The 18,176-nt window shown below is 66.2% G+C and carries 15 protein-coding genes; 11 read left to right on the forward strand and 4 right to left on the reverse strand.

All coding sequences use genetic code 11. From position 1 onward, the window contains the following. Window positions 1-168 precede the first annotated feature (168 nt). Entirely contained in the window at window positions 169-1,056 is an 888-nt protein-coding gene (locus Q5Y72_RS03435; protein WP_305962015.1) for a cation diffusion facilitator family transporter, read from the forward strand. Between the two features lie 6 nt (window positions 1,057-1,062). Here the strand turns inward: Q5Y72_RS03435 and xth are convergent, their stop codons facing one another. From xth to Q5Y72_RS03450, 3 genes are all read right to left on the reverse strand, one after another. Beyond that, window positions 1,063-1,848: an exodeoxyribonuclease III gene (gene xth, locus Q5Y72_RS03440; RefSeq protein WP_305962016.1), complete on the reverse strand. Its 786-nt coding sequence runs from the start codon at window positions 1,846-1,848 to the stop codon at window positions 1,063-1,065. Further along, complete coding sequence (locus Q5Y72_RS03445; RefSeq protein ID WP_305962017.1) at window positions 1,845-3,008, reverse strand: acyltransferase family protein; 1,164 nt, start codon at window positions 3,006-3,008, stop codon at window positions 1,845-1,847. Before Q5Y72_RS03445 ends, xth begins: the two co-directional genes overlap by 4 nt. A gap of 143 nt (window positions 3,009-3,151) precedes the next feature. Further along, the gene (locus tag Q5Y72_RS03450; protein WP_305962018.1) at window positions 3,152-3,475 is read right to left on the reverse strand and encodes a HesB/IscA family protein; all 324 of its coding nucleotides are present in this window, start codon (window positions 3,473-3,475) and stop codon (window positions 3,152-3,154) included. 140 nt (window positions 3,476-3,615) lie between these two features. Here Q5Y72_RS03450 and Q5Y72_RS03455 point away from each other — a divergent pair, with 140 nt between their 5' ends. From Q5Y72_RS03455 to Q5Y72_RS03475, 5 genes are all read left to right on the forward strand, one after another. Then, complete coding sequence (locus tag Q5Y72_RS03455) at window positions 3,616-4,710, forward strand: deoxyguanosinetriphosphate triphosphohydrolase (RefSeq protein ID WP_371930748.1); 1,095 nt, start codon at window positions 3,616-3,618, stop codon at window positions 4,708-4,710. A gap of 341 nt (window positions 4,711-5,051) precedes the next feature. Continuing rightward, window positions 5,052-5,474, forward strand: coding sequence for an OsmC family protein (locus Q5Y72_RS03460; protein ID WP_305962020.1), 423 nt, complete (start codon window positions 5,052-5,054; stop codon window positions 5,472-5,474). Next, entirely contained in the window at window positions 5,474-6,316 is an 843-nt protein-coding gene (locus Q5Y72_RS03465) for a transglutaminase-like domain-containing protein (RefSeq protein ID WP_305962086.1), read from the forward strand. The genes Q5Y72_RS03460 and Q5Y72_RS03465 overlap by 1 nt, the downstream gene beginning before the upstream one ends. Before the next feature lie 302 nt (window positions 6,317-6,618). Next, window positions 6,619-10,521, forward strand: coding sequence for a beta strand repeat-containing protein (locus Q5Y72_RS03470; protein ID WP_305962021.1), 3,903 nt, complete (start codon window positions 6,619-6,621; stop codon window positions 10,519-10,521). A gap of 144 nt (window positions 10,522-10,665) precedes the next feature. Next, window positions 10,666-11,010 carry a hypothetical protein gene (locus tag Q5Y72_RS03475; protein WP_305962022.1) on the forward strand — a complete coding sequence of 115 codons (345 nt, stop codon included), beginning with the start codon at window positions 10,666-10,668 and terminating at the stop codon, window positions 11,008-11,010. A 236-nt stretch (window positions 11,011-11,246) separates the two neighbouring features. Here the strand turns inward: Q5Y72_RS03475 and Q5Y72_RS03480 are convergent, their stop codons facing one another. After that, complete coding sequence (locus Q5Y72_RS03480) at window positions 11,247-12,677, reverse strand: nucleobase:cation symporter-2 family protein (protein WP_305962023.1); 1,431 nt, start codon at window positions 12,675-12,677, stop codon at window positions 11,247-11,249. Window positions 12,678-12,853: 176 nt separating this feature from the next. Between Q5Y72_RS03480 and Q5Y72_RS03485 the strand changes: the two genes are divergently transcribed. The 5 genes from Q5Y72_RS03485 (at window position 12,854) to Q5Y72_RS03505 (ending at window position 18,029) form a co-directional block, all read left to right on the forward strand. Continuing rightward, entirely contained in the window at window positions 12,854-13,783 is a 930-nt protein-coding gene (locus Q5Y72_RS03485) for a LysR family transcriptional regulator (protein WP_305962024.1), read from the forward strand. 273 nt (window positions 13,784-14,056) lie between these two features. Further along, complete coding sequence (locus Q5Y72_RS03490) at window positions 14,057-14,983, forward strand: amidohydrolase family protein (RefSeq protein ID WP_305962025.1); 927 nt, start codon at window positions 14,057-14,059, stop codon at window positions 14,981-14,983. A 20-nt stretch (window positions 14,984-15,003) separates the two neighbouring features. After that, window positions 15,004-15,969 carry an amidohydrolase family protein gene (locus tag Q5Y72_RS03495; RefSeq protein ID WP_305962026.1) on the forward strand — a complete coding sequence of 322 codons (966 nt, stop codon included), beginning with the start codon at window positions 15,004-15,006 and terminating at the stop codon, window positions 15,967-15,969. Between the two features lie 72 nt (window positions 15,970-16,041). Then, window positions 16,042-17,427: a UbiD family decarboxylase gene (locus Q5Y72_RS03500; protein ID WP_305962027.1), complete on the forward strand. Its 1,386-nt coding sequence runs from the start codon at window positions 16,042-16,044 to the stop codon at window positions 17,425-17,427. Continuing rightward, window positions 17,424-18,029, forward strand: a complete 606-nt coding sequence (locus Q5Y72_RS03505; RefSeq protein ID WP_305962028.1) for a UbiX family flavin prenyltransferase — start codon at window positions 17,424-17,426, stop codon at window positions 18,027-18,029. The genes Q5Y72_RS03500 and Q5Y72_RS03505 overlap by 4 nt, the downstream gene beginning before the upstream one ends. Window positions 18,030-18,176 lie beyond the last annotated feature (147 nt).

The following is an 18,176-nucleotide window of genomic DNA, read 5'->3' on the forward strand; positions in this document are numbered from 1 at the left end:
CGGCAAGGTGCCGCAGGGTCATTCTGACCCATGAGTGCCGTAAGTTGATTGCTCAGTCAATCAAAAACAGCGTTCCACTCCGATGTCGCGACCTTCGCGGTTGAGCTTGCGGCGCCACTCTGCCAAAGGCAGGGCACGAGACGGGACGGAACAAGGCGACGCGCGGCGATGGCGAACACCCTGAGAATTGCGGTCGGCAGCATTTTCGTCGGCCTTGCGGTGCTGGCGCTGAAGCTGCTGGCGTGGTGGATGACCGGATCGATTGCGCTGCTGTCGGACGCGCTGGAAAGTACCGTGAACGTCGCCACTGCCCTTGCCGCGCTGGTGGCGATCCGGGTCGCCGCGCGGCCCGCCGATGACGGTCACCCCTACGGCCACCACAAGGCGGAATTCTTCAGCGCCGTCCTCGAGGGCGTGATGATCATCGTTGCGGCGCTGCTGATCATGCGCGAGGCCTATGCCGGCTTCCGCAATCCTCCGGTCCTCGAGGCGCCCTTTGCCGGCATGGCGGTCAATGCCGCGGCAGGCGCCGTCAACGCGGTCTGGTGCTGGGTGCTGATCACCTGGGGGCGGCGGCTGAAATCGCCGGCGCTGGTGGCCGATGGCCGGCATCTTCTGTCGGACGTGATCTCGTCCGCCGGGGTGCTTCTGGGGGTCTGCCTTGCCGTGCTGACCGGCTGGAGCGTCCTTGACCCGGTGCTGGCGGGGCTGGTCGGCCTGAACATCCTCTGGTCGGGCTGGAAGGTCACGGCCTCCTCGCTCAGCGGGCTGATGGACGAGGCGGTGCCTGAATCGACGCTGGCCGAGATCCGGGCGATCATCTCGGACAAGGCGACGGGCGCGATCGAGGCGCATGACCTGCGCACCCGCCATGCCGGGCGCGTGACCTTCATCGACTTTCATCTGGTCGTCGCGGGCCAGACCACCGTCGAGGATGCCCATGCCATCTGCGACCGGATCGAGACGTCGCTGCGCCGCAGCCTGCCCGACGCGCAGATCACCATCCATGTCGAACCCGACCACAAGGCCAAGCATTCCGGCGTGCTGGTGCTTTAGGCCCGCTCAGGCGGCAAGCCTGACCCAGACCGGGACGTGATCGCTTGGTTTCTCGCCCGCCCGTGCCTCGCGGTCCACGCCGGTCTCGACCATCAGGTCGGCGGCCTGCGGTGACAGCAGCAGATGGTCGATGCGGATACCGTCATCGCGGTTCCAGGCCCCGGCCTGATAGTCCCAGAAGGTGAACGGCCCGCGGGCCGCCCAAGGATCGCGGATCCGCACCGCATCCGTCCAGCCCTGCCACAGGATCCGTCGCAGCGCCGCGCGGCTCTCGGGCAGGAACAGCGCATCCTCGCGCCAGGCCTCGGGGCGGGCGGCATCGCGCGGCTCGGGGATGACGTTGAAATCGCCCAGCATCACCACCGGCATTTCGCTGACCAGCAGCTCGGCGGCGCGCTGTTGCAGGCGCCGCATCCAGGCCAGCTTGTAGTCGTATTTCGGCCCCGGCGCAGGGTTGCCGTTCGGCAGATAGAGGCCGGCGATCCGGATCGCGCGCTGTCCGGTCACGGTCGCCTCGATATAGCGGGCCTGCTCGTCGGTCTCGTCGCCCGGCAGGCCGCGGCTGACATCCTCCAGCGGGCTGCGCGACAGGATCGCCACGCCGTTGAAGCCCTTCTGGCCATGCGTCTCGACGTTCCAGCCCAGATCGCCGAAATGATCGCGCGGAAACCCCTCGTCGAGGGACTTGATCTCCTGCAGCACCACGACATCGGCATCCGCGCTGGCCAGCCAGGCGGTCAGCGCCTCGATCCGCGCCTTCACTCCGTTGATGTTGAAGCTGGCGATCTTCACCGCACGCCCTCGGGCAGCCGCGCGGCGCCCCTGCCGGGCGGCCACTGGCGGTTCAGCCAGCGGCGCGACGGCTGCTCGATCAGGTGATAGCTGAGCGCCGAGGCGACGATGATGATGCCGAACACGATCGCCGCGTGCAGGGTCATCGGAACCGCGTTCCAGAAGCCGAAAAGGCGCGGGCCGATATTCGAGTAAAGCAACAGGATCAGCGTGTGGACCATGTAGGTCGAATACGAGATCTCGCCCAGATAGACCAGCGCCGAAACGCCCGGCAACCGCGCCAGATGCGGCGACAGCCGTGCCGCGGCAAGGATCAGGGCCGCGAACAGCGGCAGCAGCACATAATCGGCGTCCTTGTCCTGCACCGCGAAGAACAGCCCGACAAGGGCGGCGACGCCGATCAGCGACGCCGGCCGCGGGCCGACATGATCGGCCGCCAGCCGGGTCAGCGCACCAAGTGCAAATGCGGGCAGGATGCGCAGCGCCCCGAAATCCCAGGTCGGATGCATGAAGCCGGTATAGCCCTGGCGGACGGCCACCAGATGCGCCAGCACGCCGGTGACCACAAGTGCAGCCAGCCAGAACCGCCAGCCCGGCGCGGTCTGGCGGAAATACATCAGCAGCCCGAATGCCAGATAGGCGGTCATCTCGGCCGAGACCGACCACGCCACGCCGTTCAGCAGCAACCCGTCGGTGAGATGCCAGGACTGGATCAGCAGCGCCGAGGCGATCACGTCCCACAGCGTCACCCCACGCTCCAGCGCGACCCCCAGCGCGGTCAGCGCCAGCAGCATCACCAGCCAGATCAGCAGCATCGCCAGGTGCAGCGGATAGACACGCGCAAAGCGGCGCCACATGAACTTGCCAAAGCCGAAATCGCGGCCCGGCGCCCTGCGTCCATAAACGTGGAAGATGACAAAGCCCGACAGCACGAAGAACAGGTCGACCCCCCGCGCCCCGGACCCGGCAGCCCGCCAGATGCCGGTCGCGGGCAGGCCGAGCCAGCTCCAGAAGTGGAAGGCAAAGACCCAGAAGGCGGCAAAGAACCGGATCGCCGTCAGCAGCGGCAGGTCGGCCGGCAGCGGTGGCGGCACGACCTGCGGCGCGGACAGATGGGGTGGCACGGGCGCGGCGGCCGGCGCAGGGCGGAAATCGGACACGTCATCACCATTGAAAGCCGCGAAAGCGGTCGGACACCCCGCCACCATAGCAGGTCGTGACGCTCAGGTAACCTGTCGAAACGTTAGCAATTTCCGAAGACTGCCACGAGGGCCGCGAGGGCCGCGCCCGCGCCCGCGCCCGATCAGACCGAGAAGGATGTGCCGCAGCCGCAGCTGGACGAGGCGTTCGGATTGTCGATCACGAAGCGCGCGCCGATCAGTTCATCGGCGAAATCGATCGTCGCGCCGGCCAGGAAGGGCAGCGACACCGGATCGACCACGACCCTCTGGCCTGCCCCTTCCAGCACAAGATCATCAGCCTCGGCCCGGTCCAGGCGGATGTCGTACTGGAACCCCGAGCAGCCGCCGCCTGCAACCGCCACACGCAGCGGCGCATCCGCGCCGCCCTCGTTGATCTCGGCCAGCCGGGCAAAGGCGCGTTCGGTGACTTTGGGAGGCAGGTTCATGGGTCGTTCCCGTTTTCGTCCTTCGTCCCTGAATATAGGCTTTGCACGGAACCGCTTCAAGAAAGACCCGTCCCGTGACCGGATTTGCGCCCTATGCCTGCCAGCCCGACGACAGCCGCGGCCGGTTGTGGCCCGAGCGCATGTCGACCTTCCGCTCGCCCTGGCAGCGCGACCGGGACCGGATCATCCACTCCTCGGCCTTCCGTCGGCTGAAGCACAAGACGCAGGTCTTCGTCGAACATGACGGCGAGGATTACCGCGGCGACTATTTCCGCACCCGCCTGACCCATACCATCGAGGTCGCGCAGGTGGCGCGCACCATCGCCGGCGCGCTCGGGCTGAACACCGACCTCGCCGAGACGGTGGCGCTGGCGCATGATCTGGGCCACCCGCCCTTCGGCCACACCGGCGAGGATGCGCTGGCCGCGCTGATGGCGCCTTACGGCGGCTTCGACCACAACGCGCAGGCACTGCGCATCGTCACCCGGCTGGAGCGCCATTATGCCGATTTCGACGGGCTGAACCTGACCTGGGAGGCGCTCGAGGGCATCGCCAAGCATAACGGGCCGGTGGCCGCGCCCCTGCCCTATGCGCTGGCCGAGGTGAATGCCGACTGGGACCTGGAACTGGGCGGCAATGCCAGCGCCGAGGCCCAGGTGGCCGCGGTGGCCGATGACGTGGCCTACAACCACCACGACCTGCATGACGGCTTGCGCGCGCAGCTGTTCACCGAAGAGGAACTGGCCGAACTGCCCGTCATCGGCCCGGCCTTCGACGAGGTGGATCGCCTGCATCCCGGCCTCGACCGGATGCGCCGCCGCCACGAGGCGCTGCGCCGGGTCTTCGGCGTCATGGTCGAGGACGTGATCGCCGTCGCCCAGAACCGCCTGACCGGGCTTCAACCGCAAGCGGCACAGGAAATCCGCGACATGGATGGTCCGATCATCCGATTTTCAAAGCCCCTCTACCAGAACATCAAGGCGATCAAGTCCTTCCTCTTCACGCGCATGTACCGCGCCCCGTCGGTCGTGGACGAACGCAGCAGGGTCACCGCCATGCTGAACAACCTCTTCCCGCTCTTCCTCGCCGAACCCGCGCAGATGCCGCCGCAATGGCATGCCGTCGCCGCGGCCGCGGGTGAGCAGACTTATCGCGCCCGCGTGGTCCTCGACTACGTCGCAGGCATGACGGACCGCTTCGCGATCTCCGAACACCAGCGCCTCTTCGCCCGCTAGGCCGCCCCGCCGCCAGGCCCGCCCTGCCGCCGCCCGACCCGCCGCGGCCTTTGTCATCACACGGGCCGAAACGCCGGACACCCCCGCCCGCGCACCAGGCAAGGCCCCCGCAGGCACGGCTTGCCTTGGCCGAAATATCCTCGGGGGTCCGGGGGCAGACAGCCCCCGGCGGTCGCGGGACGCACGGAACCGCTCCCATCCGGCACAACGCCCCTCTGCCCGTCTTCTGCCCGCGTCGCAGGCAGCGCTGCGCGGCGATTGATAGTTGCGCGTCCGGCGGACCTCGCGGCGCAGCCCCGCGTTGTCGTCAGGCAGAGTTGATGTCAACAGGAGGCATGAAAATGTTCACGCGCAGCGGATCGGCCAGATGGCAGGGCGGGCTCAAGGACGGCAAGGCGGTGGTCTCGACCCAGTCGGGCGCCCTCGCAGACCAGCCCTACGGCTTCAACACCCGCTTCGAGGACCGGCCCGGCACCAATCCCGAGGAACTGGTCGGAGCGGCCCATGCCTCCTGCTTCTCGATGGCGCTGGCAAAGATGCTCGAAGAGGCCGGGATCGGGGGCGTCGAGATCCGCACCACCTCGCGGATCACCCTCGAGAAGGATGGCGACGGCTTCACCGTGACCAGGGCGCATCTGGAAACGGCGATTTCCGGCGATGGCGATGCCCCCACGATCGAGGATCTGGCCAACAAGGCAAAGGAAGGTTGCCCGATCTCGAAGCTGCTGAACGCCAGCGTGACCATGGACGTGACGGTCGGATGATGCTGATCCGGGTCGGCCACCAGATCGCCATCAGCACGCCGCAGGATACGCCGCTGGTCTGCCTGACCGCGCCGCATCCGTCGCGCCACGGCGATTTCGTGGCCCCCGAGGCGGTTTCGACCGCCCCCTTTGCACCGATCCACAACTATCTGGACGACCACGGCAATCTCTGCCGGCGCATGATCGCGCCGGCGGGCCGGTTCGCGCTGCGCGGCGATGTCACGCTGCGCGATGACGGGCAGCGCGACCCCGCGGATCCGGCCGCCGAGGAATGGCCGGTCGAGGCGCTGCCGGACGAGGCGCTGAAATTCCTGCTCGGCTCGCGCTATGTCGAGACCGACCTGATCAGCCAGGAAGCCTGGGACCGCTTTGGCGGCCTCGCGCCGGGCTGGCACCGCGTTCAGGCGGTGGTCGACCATGTCCACGGCCATCTGCGCTTCGACTACCAGCAGGCCAGCGCGACACGAACCGCGCAGCAGGCCAACCGCGAGGGCGTGGGCGTCTGCCGCGATTTCGCGCATCTCGCGCTGGCCTTCCTGCGCGCCCTGAATCTTCCGGCCCGCTACGTGAATGGCTATGTCGGCGATATCGGGGTGCCGAAGGCGGCCGATCCGATGGATTTTGCCGCCTGGATCGAGGTGTTTCTGGGCGGCCGCTGGTGGACCTTCGACCCCCGCAACAACCAGCGCCGCATCGGGCGCGTGGTGGTCGCCCGCGGCATGGACGCCACCGACGTGCCGCTGCTGAACAGCTTCGGCCAGCACAATCTGGACAGCTTCGAGGTGTGGTGCCACCCCGTCGACGATGCGGGGCACGAACTGGACGGCATGCTGTTTGCCTGATCCCGCGTGAGCGGGCAGCGCCGGCCCCGCGACCTCCGCGACGGGACATCGGTTCGTCCGGCAGCCCCTGCCGCGGTGTGGGACCGCCACCGCCGAGGCGGCACAGGCTGCCCGGACAGGCAGGCGGCACGCCTTGCAGTTTAGGAAAATATTCATTTGAAAACCCCGGCAGAATTTCTTCTCTGGTTGGCCTGACCCGGCGAAACGACCACGCAGCCATACCGATCCCAACGCAGCGAAAGAGCATGACTCTGCGCCGTCGCTACCGCCGCCTTCCACATTCAGAGATGCTCGAGGACTAGATGGCTGACATTCGGGGCACGACCGGCGCGGACTTCATCCACCGGCGCGGCGATGGACTTTCGGTTCCCTCGCGATTGAACGAGGTGATCGGCGTGACCCGCGACGGCGACCTGCTGTCCGGCCTGGCCGGAAACGACGTGATCCACGGCGACGCCGGCGACGACACGATCCTGGGCGGTGGCGGCGCCGACCGCATGTTCGGGGGCGACGGCAATGACCGCTATTTCGTGGACGTCGCGGGCGATGCCGTGACCGAGCGTGCCGGGGCCGGCAATGATCGCGTCTATTCCCTTGTCGACTACACGCTTGGCGCCAATGTCGAGACCCTGCGCCTGATCGGGACGGCAGGAAACTCGGGAACCGGCAACGGCCTCGGCAACCGCATCCTCGGCAATGATGCGGCGAACCAGCTTGCCGGTGCTGGCGGTGACGATGTCCTGGTCGGCGGCCTCGGCAACGACACGCTTCGTGGCGGTGACGGCAACGACGCTGTCTGGGGCAACGAGGGCAACGACACCATCGTCGGCGGCGATGGCAACGACACGCTTGGCGGCGAAGTGGGCCAGAACCGCATGGTCGGCGGTCTTGGCGACGACACCTACCTGGTCGGCGCGGCGCGGAACACGCTTGTCGAGGGTGCCGGCGCAGGCGTCGATCTGGTCATCTCGGACGCCGATCATACCCTTGGCGCCAATCTCGACAACCTGACCCTGCGCGGCGCCGACAGCCTCAGCGGCACGGGCAACGGGCTGGACAACGTCATCCGCGGCAATGCCGGCAGCAACCTGCTGCGCGGTCTGAACGGCAACGACACGCTGTTTGCCGGCAACGGCGCTGACACCCTTGATGGCGGACAGGGCGCCGACAGCATGACCGGCGGTGCCGGAGGCGACACCTATGTGGTCGATGACGCGGGCGACGTGGTCAGCGAGAAGGTCGCGAAGGGTCCCGCAGACACGGTGCAGTCGCAACTGAATGCCTATGCGCTGGGCGCGCAGGTCGAGGACCTGGAGTTCACCGGGACGGGCGACTTCGAGGGCAGCGGCAACGGGCTGGACAACGGCATCACGGGCGGCGCGGGCGATGACAGGTTGCGGGGGCTTGCCGGCAACGACACGCTGCTGGGCGGCAACGGTGATGACACGCTTGATGGCGGACAGGGCGCCGACCGCATGACCGGCGGCAATGGCGGCGATACCTATGTGGTCAACGACGCGGGCGACGTGGTCAACGAGAAGTCCGGCAAGGGTGCGCCCGATCTGGTGCAGTCGCAGCTGAACGCCTACACGCTGGGTGGGCAGGTCGAGAACCTCGAATTCACCGGCGCGGGCGACTTCTCCGGCAACGGCAACACGCTGGACAACCGAATCACCGGCGGAGCGGGCGACGACACGCTGAACGGGCGCGGTGGCGCCGATACCCTGATCGGCGGCCGGGGCGACGACACCTATGGGGTCGATGATGCCTCCGAGATCGTCACAGAGGCGTCCGGCGAGGGCGAGGACCTGATCCGCACCCTGCTGAGAACCTACACGCTTGGTGCGAACCTCGAGGATCTGGAATTCACCGGCACCGGCAGGTTCACCGGCACCGGAAACGGGCTGTCCAACCAGATTACCGGTGGCCTGGAGAATGACCGGCTGTTCGGCCTCGCAGGGGCCGACGGGCTGTACGGCGGCCTTGGCGATGACACGCTGGACGGCGGCGCGGGGGCCGACTTCATGTCCGGCGACGAGGGCGACGACACCTATGTCGTCGACAATGCCAATGATTCGATCCAAGAGCTGGCGAATGGCGGACAGGACGACCTCGTTCTGGCGCGACTGAACAGCTATACCCTTGGTGCCAACGTCGAGAATCTGCAATTCGACGGCGTCGGCAACTTCACGGGCCGGGGCAACGGCCTCGGCAACCAGATCGTGGGTGGCGGCGGCAGCGATACCCTGTTCGGTCTGGCTGGCAGCGACACCCTGTTCGGCGGCGCGGGCAGCGACTCGCTGGACGGCGGCGCCGGTGCTGACCTTCTGTCGGGCGATGCGGGCGACGACACCTATGTGGTCGACGATGCCAATGACATGATTCAGGAGGCGGTCAGCGGCGGGCAGTCCGATCTGGTGCTGGCCCGTCTGAACAGCTACAGCCTTGGCGCGAATCTGGAAAACCTGCAATTCGACGGAAACGGTGACTTCATCGGGCGCGGCAACAATCTGAACAACCAGATCGTAGGCGGCGCAGGAAGTGACGCCCTGTCGGGCCTCGGCGGCAGCGACGATCTTTATGGCGGCGCCGGTGATGACACGCTGGATGGCGGGCTGGGCGCCGACTTCCTGTCCGGCGATGCAGGCAACGACACCTATGTGGTCGACAACGTCCAGGACGTCATTCAGGAATTGGCCAGCGGCGGGCGGGCAGATGTCGTGCTGGCACGGGTCAACAGCTATACCCTTGGCGCCAACGTCGAGGACCTGCAATTCGACGGAACCGGCGACTTCACTGGAAACGGCAATGCCGGTGCCAACCGCATCACCGGCGGCTCTGGCGACGACACGCTGAACGGCCGGGGCGGCGCCGATACGCTGATCGGCGGCCGGGGCGACGACACCTACGGCGTCGATGATGCCTCCGAGGTCGTGACCGAGGCGGCAGGCGAGGGCGAGGATCTGATCAGGACCAGCCTGAACGCGTTCACGCTGGCGGCCAATTTCGAGAACCTCGCCTTCAGCGGCACCGGCACCTTCGCCGGGCGCGGCAACGATGCGGCGAACCAGATCACCGGCGGGGCCGGCAATGACAGCCTTCTGGGCCTGGCGGGCAACGATGCGCTGTTTGGCGGGGGCGGGAACGACACCCTCATGGGCGGAATCGGGGCCGACTTCATGTCCGGCGATGCGGGCAACGACCGCTTTTTCGTCGACAACGCTGGCGACACCATCCAGGAACTTTCCGGCGGGGGGGACGGCGATACCGTGCTGTCGCAGCTGAGGTCCTACACGCTGACGGCGCAGGTCGAAAATCTTACCGCGGCGGTGCTGGGCGATTTCACCGGCACCGGAAACAACCTGGCCAACGTGATCCTGGCTGCCAACGGCAACGATACGCTGAGCGGTCGCGCAGGCAATGACACCCTGCAATCCTCGCGTGGAAACGACGTTCTGGATGGTGGAATTGGTGACGACGAGATGACCGGGGGCGCCGGAAATGACACCTATGTCGTCGACTCGCTCGGCGACGTTGTGATCGAGGGCCCCACGGGGGGCAATGATACCGTCAGGACGGATCTTTCCGGCTACACACTGTCCGTGGGCGTCGAGAACCTTGTGTACACCGGCTCCGGCGCTTTCTCGGGGATCGGCAACGCGTCCGCCAACAGCATCACCGGCGGCGCGGGTGCCGACACCCTCGACGGCAGCTCCGGCAACGACACGATCGACGGCGGCGCGGGCAGCGACCGCATCCTTGTCGGCAATGGCGCGGACACCTTCCTGTTCACGTCGCTGGGCGGGTCGGACCGACTGGTCGGTACCATGGGTTTGGAAGATTCGATCGCCTTCGACATGTCCGAAATGCCGATCGGTGACGGCGACACGGTCGTTGAGAACGTCGGCTTTGCCAACACGGGCGGACGGACCTGGGACAGTGCGAACGAGGTCGTCCTGCTGACCGGCGTCAGGTCCTTCGACGACGCTGGCGTCGCGGACGCCATGTCGCGGACGGCTGGAAATGTCACCGCTGGCACGACACAGCTGTTCGTTGTCGCCAGCGGGGGGGAGACGGGCGTCTATCGCCATGTGTCCAACGGCACGCGGACTGTCCTCGAGGCCGATCTGGATCTCATCTTCTCAGTCAGCAGCACGGACGTGAGGAACTTCAGCTTCGAGACAGAGACGGTCTTCGTGGCCTGACCCGAACCTGGTCGGTTGCCTGATGACCCGACCAGCCCATTGCGAAACCGGCGGCGATCATCGCCGGTTTCGTCCCCCGATGCCTCCGGGCGCATCCCGCGCCGGGTCGCGAACCCTGAACCACAGCCAACCCATGAGGACGACATGAAGACCACACTCATCGCCACGGCCCTTGCCTCCAGCCTCGGCATCCTCGGCTTTGTCCTGCCCGCATCGGCCGCCGACGAGGCGACGATGATGAGCAAATGCAACACCTATGCAGCACGCCATCTGGGTGTCTCGACCACGGACATCGTCGAACTGAAATACGAAGGCACGCGGACCGACGGGACCCACGCCGTCAACGGCTCGGCCAGCAACGGCCAGACCTTCCAGTGCTCGTTCGGTCCGGCCGGCAAGCATGTCGTGAACTGGACGCATTCCGCCCCGACGAACTGCCCCGCCGATGTCAGCGAGGCGGATCGCTACATGTATCCCGCCTGCGGCTGAAGCCGGCCGGATTGATCCTCCGGGGGCCGTGGTCCCCGGTGCGATGACAAGACCCGGCCGCATCCCCCGCTACCCCGGGGACAAGGCGGCAGAAAGACCACGCCCGGCGGCCCCCTGGCTGCCGGGCGTCCTCGTGCGGGGCCGGCGCTGCCTGACAGGCCCGGCCCCGGCCTTCGACGCAAAAGGCGCCCCGGTGATCGGGGCGCCTCTCGTCTTGCAGTCCGGGATATCGCCAATCAATGGCCGGCAAGATCCTCGGCCAGGTCGGCGCCGCGCTTGGGAATGCCGTTGAACAGCATGTTCAGCAGCAGCGCCGAGAAGGTGCCGACCAGGATGCCGCTGTGGAACACCTGCTCGATGAAGTGCGGCAGGCGGTCGAAGATGCCCGGTGCAACCAGCGGAATCATCGACAGCGCGAGGCTGACCGCCACGATGTAGATGTTGCGCTTGTTCTTGATGAAGTCCGCGCGGCCGAGGATCTTGACCCCGGTGGCCGACACCATGCCGAACATCACGATGGCCGCGCCGCCGACGACATAGCTGGGGATCGAGGCGCTGACATAGGCGACCTTGGGCAGACAGCCCAGCAGGATTAGCATCGCCCCAGCCGCCGCCACGACATAGCGCGACAACACGCCGGTGATCTGCAGCAACCCGACATTCTGGGTATAGCTGGTATAGGTGAAGGTGTTGAAGATGCCGCCGATGATGTTGCCGATGCCGTCGGTGCGCAGGCCGCGGGCGAGGCGTTCCTCGGTGATCGGCTGGTTGGCCATGTCACCCACGGCGAGGAACTGGCCCGTCGCCTCGATCATCATCACCACCATGACGAGGCTCAGCATGACCGTGCCCCACAGGTTGAAGATCGGCGGACCGAAGGCAAAGGGCGTCACGATGTTGACCCAGCCGGCATCGGCGATTCCGCCAAAGCTGACCCGACCGGCGGCGATCGAGATCCCGAAGCCCAGGCCGATGCCGATCAATACGCCCAGATTGGCCACGAAACCCCGCCCGAAGCGCGTCACCAGCAGGATCGTCAGCAGCACGATCGCGGCAACGCCAAGGCCGAAGGGGTCGCCATAGGCGGGGTTCGGGATCGGGCCGTCCGGCCCCTTGATGGTCGGCTGGCCGCCTGCGGCCCAGTTCACGCCCACCCGCATCAGCGCGATCCCGATCACCAGCATCACCGTGCCGGTTACCACGGGCGGGAAGAACCGCACCCACTTGCTGAAGAACTGCGCCGCGATCACCGTGAAGATGCCCGAGGCGATGACGGCGCCAAACACCCCCTGGATGCCCAGTTCGGGATTGGTCCCGATGGCGATGATCGGCGGCACGGCGGTAAAGCCGATGCCCATGACGATCGGCAGCCGCGCGCCGAATTTCCAAAGGCCCAGCGTCTGGATCATCGTGACGATCCCGCAGGCGAACAGATCCGCGCTGACCAGCATGGCGATCTGGCCCTTGGTCATCCCGATCGCATTGCCGATGATCAGCGGCACCGCCACGGCGCCCGCATACATGACCAGAACATGCTGCAGACCCAGGGCAAACAGCTTGGGCAGCGGCATCATTTCCTCGATCGGGTCCACCACCGCGACCGTTTCATTCTCGTTGACGGGGACTTGTGCCGGGCCGGTCCGATCGACCTCGAAGGCTCCATCCATGTCTTTCCTCCCATTCGTCGTGTTCGCGACGCGCGGCACCTCCTGGCCACGGCCCGCATGACAGGGGTCATGCCGCCGCGCATATGATGAACCGAGCCATTCATTTAGCAACTGCCTCAGTTGACTTTATTCATTCAGTGACTGTATGAATGGCGGCCTGGCGAGGAAAAAGGCAGATGGACCTGACGCTCAAGCAGCTGCGCGCGTTCGTGGTGGTCGCCGAGGCGGGCCAGTTCACCCGCGCCGCCGAGCGGCTGGGCCTGTCGCAATCGGCCGTCAGCACCCTGATCAGCCAGCTGGAAGGCAATCTGGACCTGCGGCTGTTCGACCGGCACACGCGGCTGCTGCGCCTCACCCAGGCCGGCACCGAGATGCTGCCCATCGCGCGCCGGGCAGTGGGCGACATCAACAGCATCGTCGAAAACGCGCGCGACCTGAACCGGCTCGGCCGCGGCCGGGTCGAGATCGCCTCGGGAACCCTGCAGGCCGCACTGCTGCTGCCGCGGCTGATCCATTCCTTCGGCAAGCGGTTCCCGAATGTCGATGTCTCGCTGCATGACGTGTCCGAGCGCATGACGATCGAACTGGTCCGCAACGGCAGCGTCGATCTGGGCCTCGGCACGGTGCCCGAGAATGACAGCGAGATCGTCGGCATCCCGGCGCTGACCGATTCGTTCCTGATCGTGATGCGGCCCGAACACCCGCTGGCCCGGCGCAGCAGCCTGTGCTGGAAGGACCTGACGGACGAGGAGGTGATCGGCCCGCAGCGCGGCAACCCGATTCGCGACCGACTCGAGGCCGAGCTGGCCCATGCCGGGATCAGGCTGCAACTGCACCGCGCCTTTCGGGACGTGTCTCTGCCGCTGACAATCATCGGCATGGTCGATGCCGGGCTGGGAATCGCGGTGATGACATCGACCGTGATTCCGCTGGCCAGGACCCTTGGCCTCGTCACCATCGTGCCGGGCGAGCCGGTGATCTCGCGGGATGTCTCGCTGATCGTGCGCCGCGACAGGTCCCTGTCGCCCGCCGCGCGCCTGTTGCGCGATTTCCTGCAGCGCACCCTGCAAGAGCGGCATCGCACCACAAAATCGCCATCCGCCTGAACAAGATTGTTGACAAAGAAATCACGCGGTGGTTTTCTTGGGCCTGAGTAGAAGCACAAGGCTGCACATCGGGCGGCGTTAATTGCTCATCTTTCTTGGGAAGGTGAGACATGCCGCTTCTGCATCCAGCCCTCAGCAATCCACCCGGATCGTCGACAAACCGGTCGCGTTCGCGCGCCCGGCCTGCCGCGCCGTTCCGTTTCCCCTCGCGGAAACGGGGGGATCGTCCCTTCCTGCTCGCAATTCCAGAACCCATCAGAGGAGGCGCATACCGTGATCATTGATCTCAGTTGCTACCCGACGGACCTTGTCGATCTCGCCTGGCGCCATGACGGCGAGCCCTTTACCGGCGAACGTCTGCTGAAGACCATGGACGGCCCATACACGATCAACGGCAAGCCGCGCCGGATCGACAAGGCGTTCATCCAGCCCCCGCAGGGCAACACCATCTACACCCACGAGATCATGGAGAAGGAAGGCAAGGAAGCCATCCGCCACTACATGGCCTACACCGAGAAGATGGTGACCGAGCATCCCGACCGCTTCCTGGGCTGCTTTGTCTACAACCCGCGCTACGGCACGCAGAACGGGGCCGAGGAAATCGCCCGCTATGCGAAGGAATTCGACTTCAAGATGGTCCAGCTGCAGGCGAACATGCACGCCTACCGGCCGGACCGCGCGCTGGACTGGCTGCGCCCGGCCATGCGCGTCTGCGCCGAGCATGGCCTGCTGGTCAAGCTGCACACCGGCGACGGTCCCTATTCGATTCCGACCGAGTTCTACCCGATCATCCGCGAATTCCCCGAGGTGAACTTCATCCTCGCGCATTTCGGCGTGCAGACCGGTGGCGTCTATGTGTTCGAGCCGTTCCAGATGGCCCTCGACGCGCCCAACGTCTATGTCGAGTCGGCCTGGTGCCTGCAGTCGCGGATCGTCGAATTCGCCAAGGAACTGCCCAAGCACAAGATCCTCTATGGCAGCGACACGCCTCCGAACGAGCCGGGCATGTGGCTGAACCTGCTCGAGGTGCTGTGCCACGAGCCGCCGCAGGGCCTGAACCTCGATGAGGACACGCTGGAGGATTATCTGGGCAACAACCTCGCCCGGATGATCGGCCTCGAGACCACCCCGCCCCCGCGCAGCGTCGCCGAGGCCGAGGCCTATCTGCGCAACCACGGCGTCGCGCTCGAAACCGCCTGAGCACGCAAGAGGAGAACGAGATGATCATCGACACGCACCTCCACCCCACCAATCTGGTGGACGAGGCATGGCGTCACACCGGCACCCCCTTCACGGGTGAACGGATGCTGAAGCTGATGGACGGCCCCTACATGATCAACGGCAAGCCGCGCCGGATCGACATGGGCTTCATCCAGCCGCCCCCCGGCAACACCGGTTACCGGGACGGAAACCGCATGGGCCGCGAAGGGATTCGCGACTACATGTCCTATATCGTCGAGCTGTGCGAGAAATACCCGGAACGCTTCATCGGAAACTTCACCTACAACCCCCGCTGGGGTCCGGACAACGGCGCGGCCGAGATCGAATTCCACCACAAGGAATACGGTTTCAAGATGATCAAGCTGCATGCCAACATGCACGGCTATCGTCCGGACCGTGCCCTGGACTGGCTGCGGCCGGCGATGAAGATGTGCGCCAAGTACAACATCGTCGTGCTGATCCACACCGGCGACGGGCCCTACACGATCCCGACGATGTTCTACCCGATCATCCGCGAATTCCCGATGGTCAACTTCATCATCGGCCATTTCGGGATCCAGACCGGCGGCAACTATTCGTTCGAATCCTTCTGGATGGCGAACGACACGCCCAACGTCTATTGCGAGTCGGGCTGGTGCTTCCAGTCGCGCATCGTCGAGTTCGCCAAGCAGCTTGAAAAGCACAAGATCGTCTTCGGCACCGATTCGCCGCCGAACGATCCGGGCATGTGGCTGCGCGAGCTTGAGGTGCTGTGCCACGACGCGCCGCAGGGCATGAACCTGTCAGAGGATGACCTGGAAGGCTATCTGGGCAACAACATCGCCAGGCTGGTCGGCCTGACGCCCACGCCCCCTCCGCGCGACGTCGAGGATGCCAAGGCACGTCTGACCGACACCTACGCCAATGTCGATCGCACCACCGGCAAGAGCCTGCTGGATGCCAAGACCGGCATGGTCAACGCCTGATCCGGCGCAGGACCGACACGGGCGGCGCCCTTCACGGGGGGCGCCGCCAATCAGAAAGGGAGGGAGCCCAGGATGCTGCAGAAAACCGAATTCCACGCGCAGGACGTGCGCCACTTTCTGGCCGAGTATCGCAAGGCTCATCCGGAAGACGTCCTGACGATCACCGACCCGGTGTCGGACGACCAGGACGCGACCGCGCTGGTCTTTGCACTGGCCGCCAAGGGCCGCGCGCCGATTGTCGAACTGACATCCGTCGCGGGGCTGGACGCGCCCGTCGTGACGAACATCTTCGGATCGCGCGACCGCATCGCACGCATGTTCGGCACCGATGTCGCGGGCCTGCACGAGGCCTATCAGGCCGCCGCCCGCCGCGCCGTCGAGCCGGTCGAGGTCAGCGACGCGCCGATCCTGGAACAGGTCATCACCGACAATATCGACCTGTCGGCCCTGCCGATGCTGAAACATTTCGCGACCGACGCCGCCAAATACATCACCAGCGGCATCATCATCGGCGAACATCCCGACACCGGGGCGGGCAACCTGTCCTATCACCGCTCGATGATCAATTCGCCCGACACGCTGGCCACCAGCCTGCATTCGCGCGGCCATCTGTGGCGGCTTCTGAACATGGCGAAAGAGGCCGGCCGGCCGATGCCCGTCGCCATGGTCATCGGCGCCCACCCCCTGTTCATGATCGCGGCCTCGGCACGTCTGGCCTTTGGCGAGGACGAACGCTGGATTGCCGGAGGGCTGATGGGGGCGCCGCTGGAAGTCGTGCGGACTCCGAAATACGGCATCCGCGTGCCGGCCCATGCCGAGATCGTGCTTGAAGGCGTGATCGACCCCGAGGCGCATGTCGCCGAAGGTCCGTTCGGCGAATTCACCGGCTATTCCTCGGACCGGTCCACCAACAACCTGTTCCGGGTGGAAACCATCCTGCGCCGCCGCGATCCGATCCTGGTCAGCGTCAGCGGCGGAGCCTCGGCCGAGCACCTGAACCTGGGCCGCGTTCCGCGCGAGGCCGAGATGGTGGAAAAGCTGAAACAGCGCTTCCCCAGCGTGACGGCCGTGCATTACCCGGCCTCGGGCACGCATTTCCATGCCTATGTGGCGCTGGACCAGCAACGCTTCGGCGAGGCACGGCAGGTGCTGATGGGACTGCTGGCCTGGGATCCCTATCTCAAGACGGTGATCGCCGTGGACAGCGATGTCGACGTGACCCGCGACGAAGAGGTGCTGTGGGCGCTGTCCACGCATTTCCAGCCGCATCGCGACGTGATGATCATCGATTCGCTGCCGGGCAATGCGCTGGATCCTTCGGCGACGGGCGTGGGCACCACCTCGCGCATGGGGCTGGACGCAACGCGCGGGCCGGATTTCCACGGCACCCGCGCCCTGATCGACGCCGCCCCGCGCGACCGGGCCGAGGCGTTGCTGCGCGCGGCGGGGCTGTCATGAACCGGCCGCGCCCCGTGCCCCAGGACCGGCCGCGCATCGTGGTGGGCATCTCGGGTGCCTCGGGCGCGGTCTATGGCAAGCGGATGCTGGAGATCCTGCGCGAGATGGAGGTCGAGACGCATCTTGTCATCTCGAACGCCGCGCGGATCACCATCGCCAGCGAGACGGACTTCACGCCTGCCGATCTGGAACGCATCGCAACCGTCACCCATTCCAACAAGGACATCGGCGCGTCCTGCGCCAGCGGGTCCTTCCGCACCGTCGGAATGATCGTTGCGCCCTGCTCGGTCAAGACGCTGTCCGAAATCGCCACGGGCATGACCAGCAGCCTGCTGGCCCGCGCCGCCGACGTGACGCTGAAGGAACGCCGCCGGCTGGTCCTGATGCTGCGCGAAACGCCGCTGCACCTGGGTCATATCCGCTCGATGGCGGCGGTCACCGAAATGGGCGGGATCGTCTACCCGCCGGTCCCCGCCTTCTACGCCAGGCCCGCCACCATCCAGGACATGGTCGATCACAGCGTCGGCAGGGTGCTGGACCTGTTCGACCTGAATTCGGGCCTCTCGCATCGCTGGCAGGGATTGCAAGCGCAAGCAGATTGATCACGCCACAACCTCCCCTTGGCGGCGTGTCAATCGCCCCGCCGTCATGGCGGGGCGTCTTGCGTTGCGCCGCCGGCAGGGGGCGCGGCCCGGCACGATCACGACCGCGCAAGCCCCCGGCAGGCGGCTCTTGAAGGGCGGTCCCGC

Origin of the sequence: Paracoccus spongiarum, assembly GCF_030732095.1 — a bacterium.
Classification (GTDB): Bacteria; Pseudomonadota; Alphaproteobacteria; order Rhodobacterales; family Rhodobacteraceae; genus Paracoccus; species Paracoccus spongiarum.

Excerpts from the sequence above, each read along its gene's own strand:
- Q5Y72_RS03465 (WP_305962086.1), top strand. The coding sequence starts at position 5,474 with ATGCTGATCCGGGTCGGCCACCAGATCGCCATCAGCACGCCGCAGGAT.
- Q5Y72_RS03450 (WP_305962018.1), bottom strand. The coding sequence starts at position 3,475 with ATGAACCTGCCTCCCAAAGTCACCGAACGCGCCTTTGCCCGGCTGGCC.
- Q5Y72_RS03505 (WP_305962028.1), top strand. The coding sequence starts at position 17,424 with ATGAACCGGCCGCGCCCCGTGCCCCAGGACCGGCCGCGCATCGTGGTG.
- Q5Y72_RS03460 (WP_305962020.1), top strand. The coding sequence starts at position 5,052 with ATGTTCACGCGCAGCGGATCGGCCAGATGGCAGGGCGGGCTCAAGGAC.
- Q5Y72_RS03470 (WP_305962021.1), top strand. The coding sequence starts at position 6,619 with ATGGCTGACATTCGGGGCACGACCGGCGCGGACTTCATCCACCGGCGC.
- Q5Y72_RS03435 (WP_305962015.1), top strand. The coding sequence starts at position 169 with ATGGCGAACACCCTGAGAATTGCGGTCGGCAGCATTTTCGTCGGCCTT.
- Q5Y72_RS03475 (WP_305962022.1), top strand. The coding sequence starts at position 10,666 with ATGAAGACCACACTCATCGCCACGGCCCTTGCCTCCAGCCTCGGCATC.
- Q5Y72_RS03480 (WP_305962023.1), bottom strand. The coding sequence starts at position 12,677 with ATGGATGGAGCCTTCGAGGTCGATCGGACCGGCCCGGCACAAGTCCCC.
- Q5Y72_RS03500 (WP_305962027.1), top strand. The coding sequence starts at position 16,042 with ATGCTGCAGAAAACCGAATTCCACGCGCAGGACGTGCGCCACTTTCTG.
- Q5Y72_RS03495 (WP_305962026.1), top strand. The coding sequence starts at position 15,004 with ATGATCATCGACACGCACCTCCACCCCACCAATCTGGTGGACGAGGCA.
- Q5Y72_RS03485 (WP_305962024.1), top strand. The coding sequence starts at position 12,854 with ATGGACCTGACGCTCAAGCAGCTGCGCGCGTTCGTGGTGGTCGCCGAG.
- Q5Y72_RS03455 (WP_371930748.1), top strand. The coding sequence starts at position 3,616 with ATGTCGACCTTCCGCTCGCCCTGGCAGCGCGACCGGGACCGGATCATC.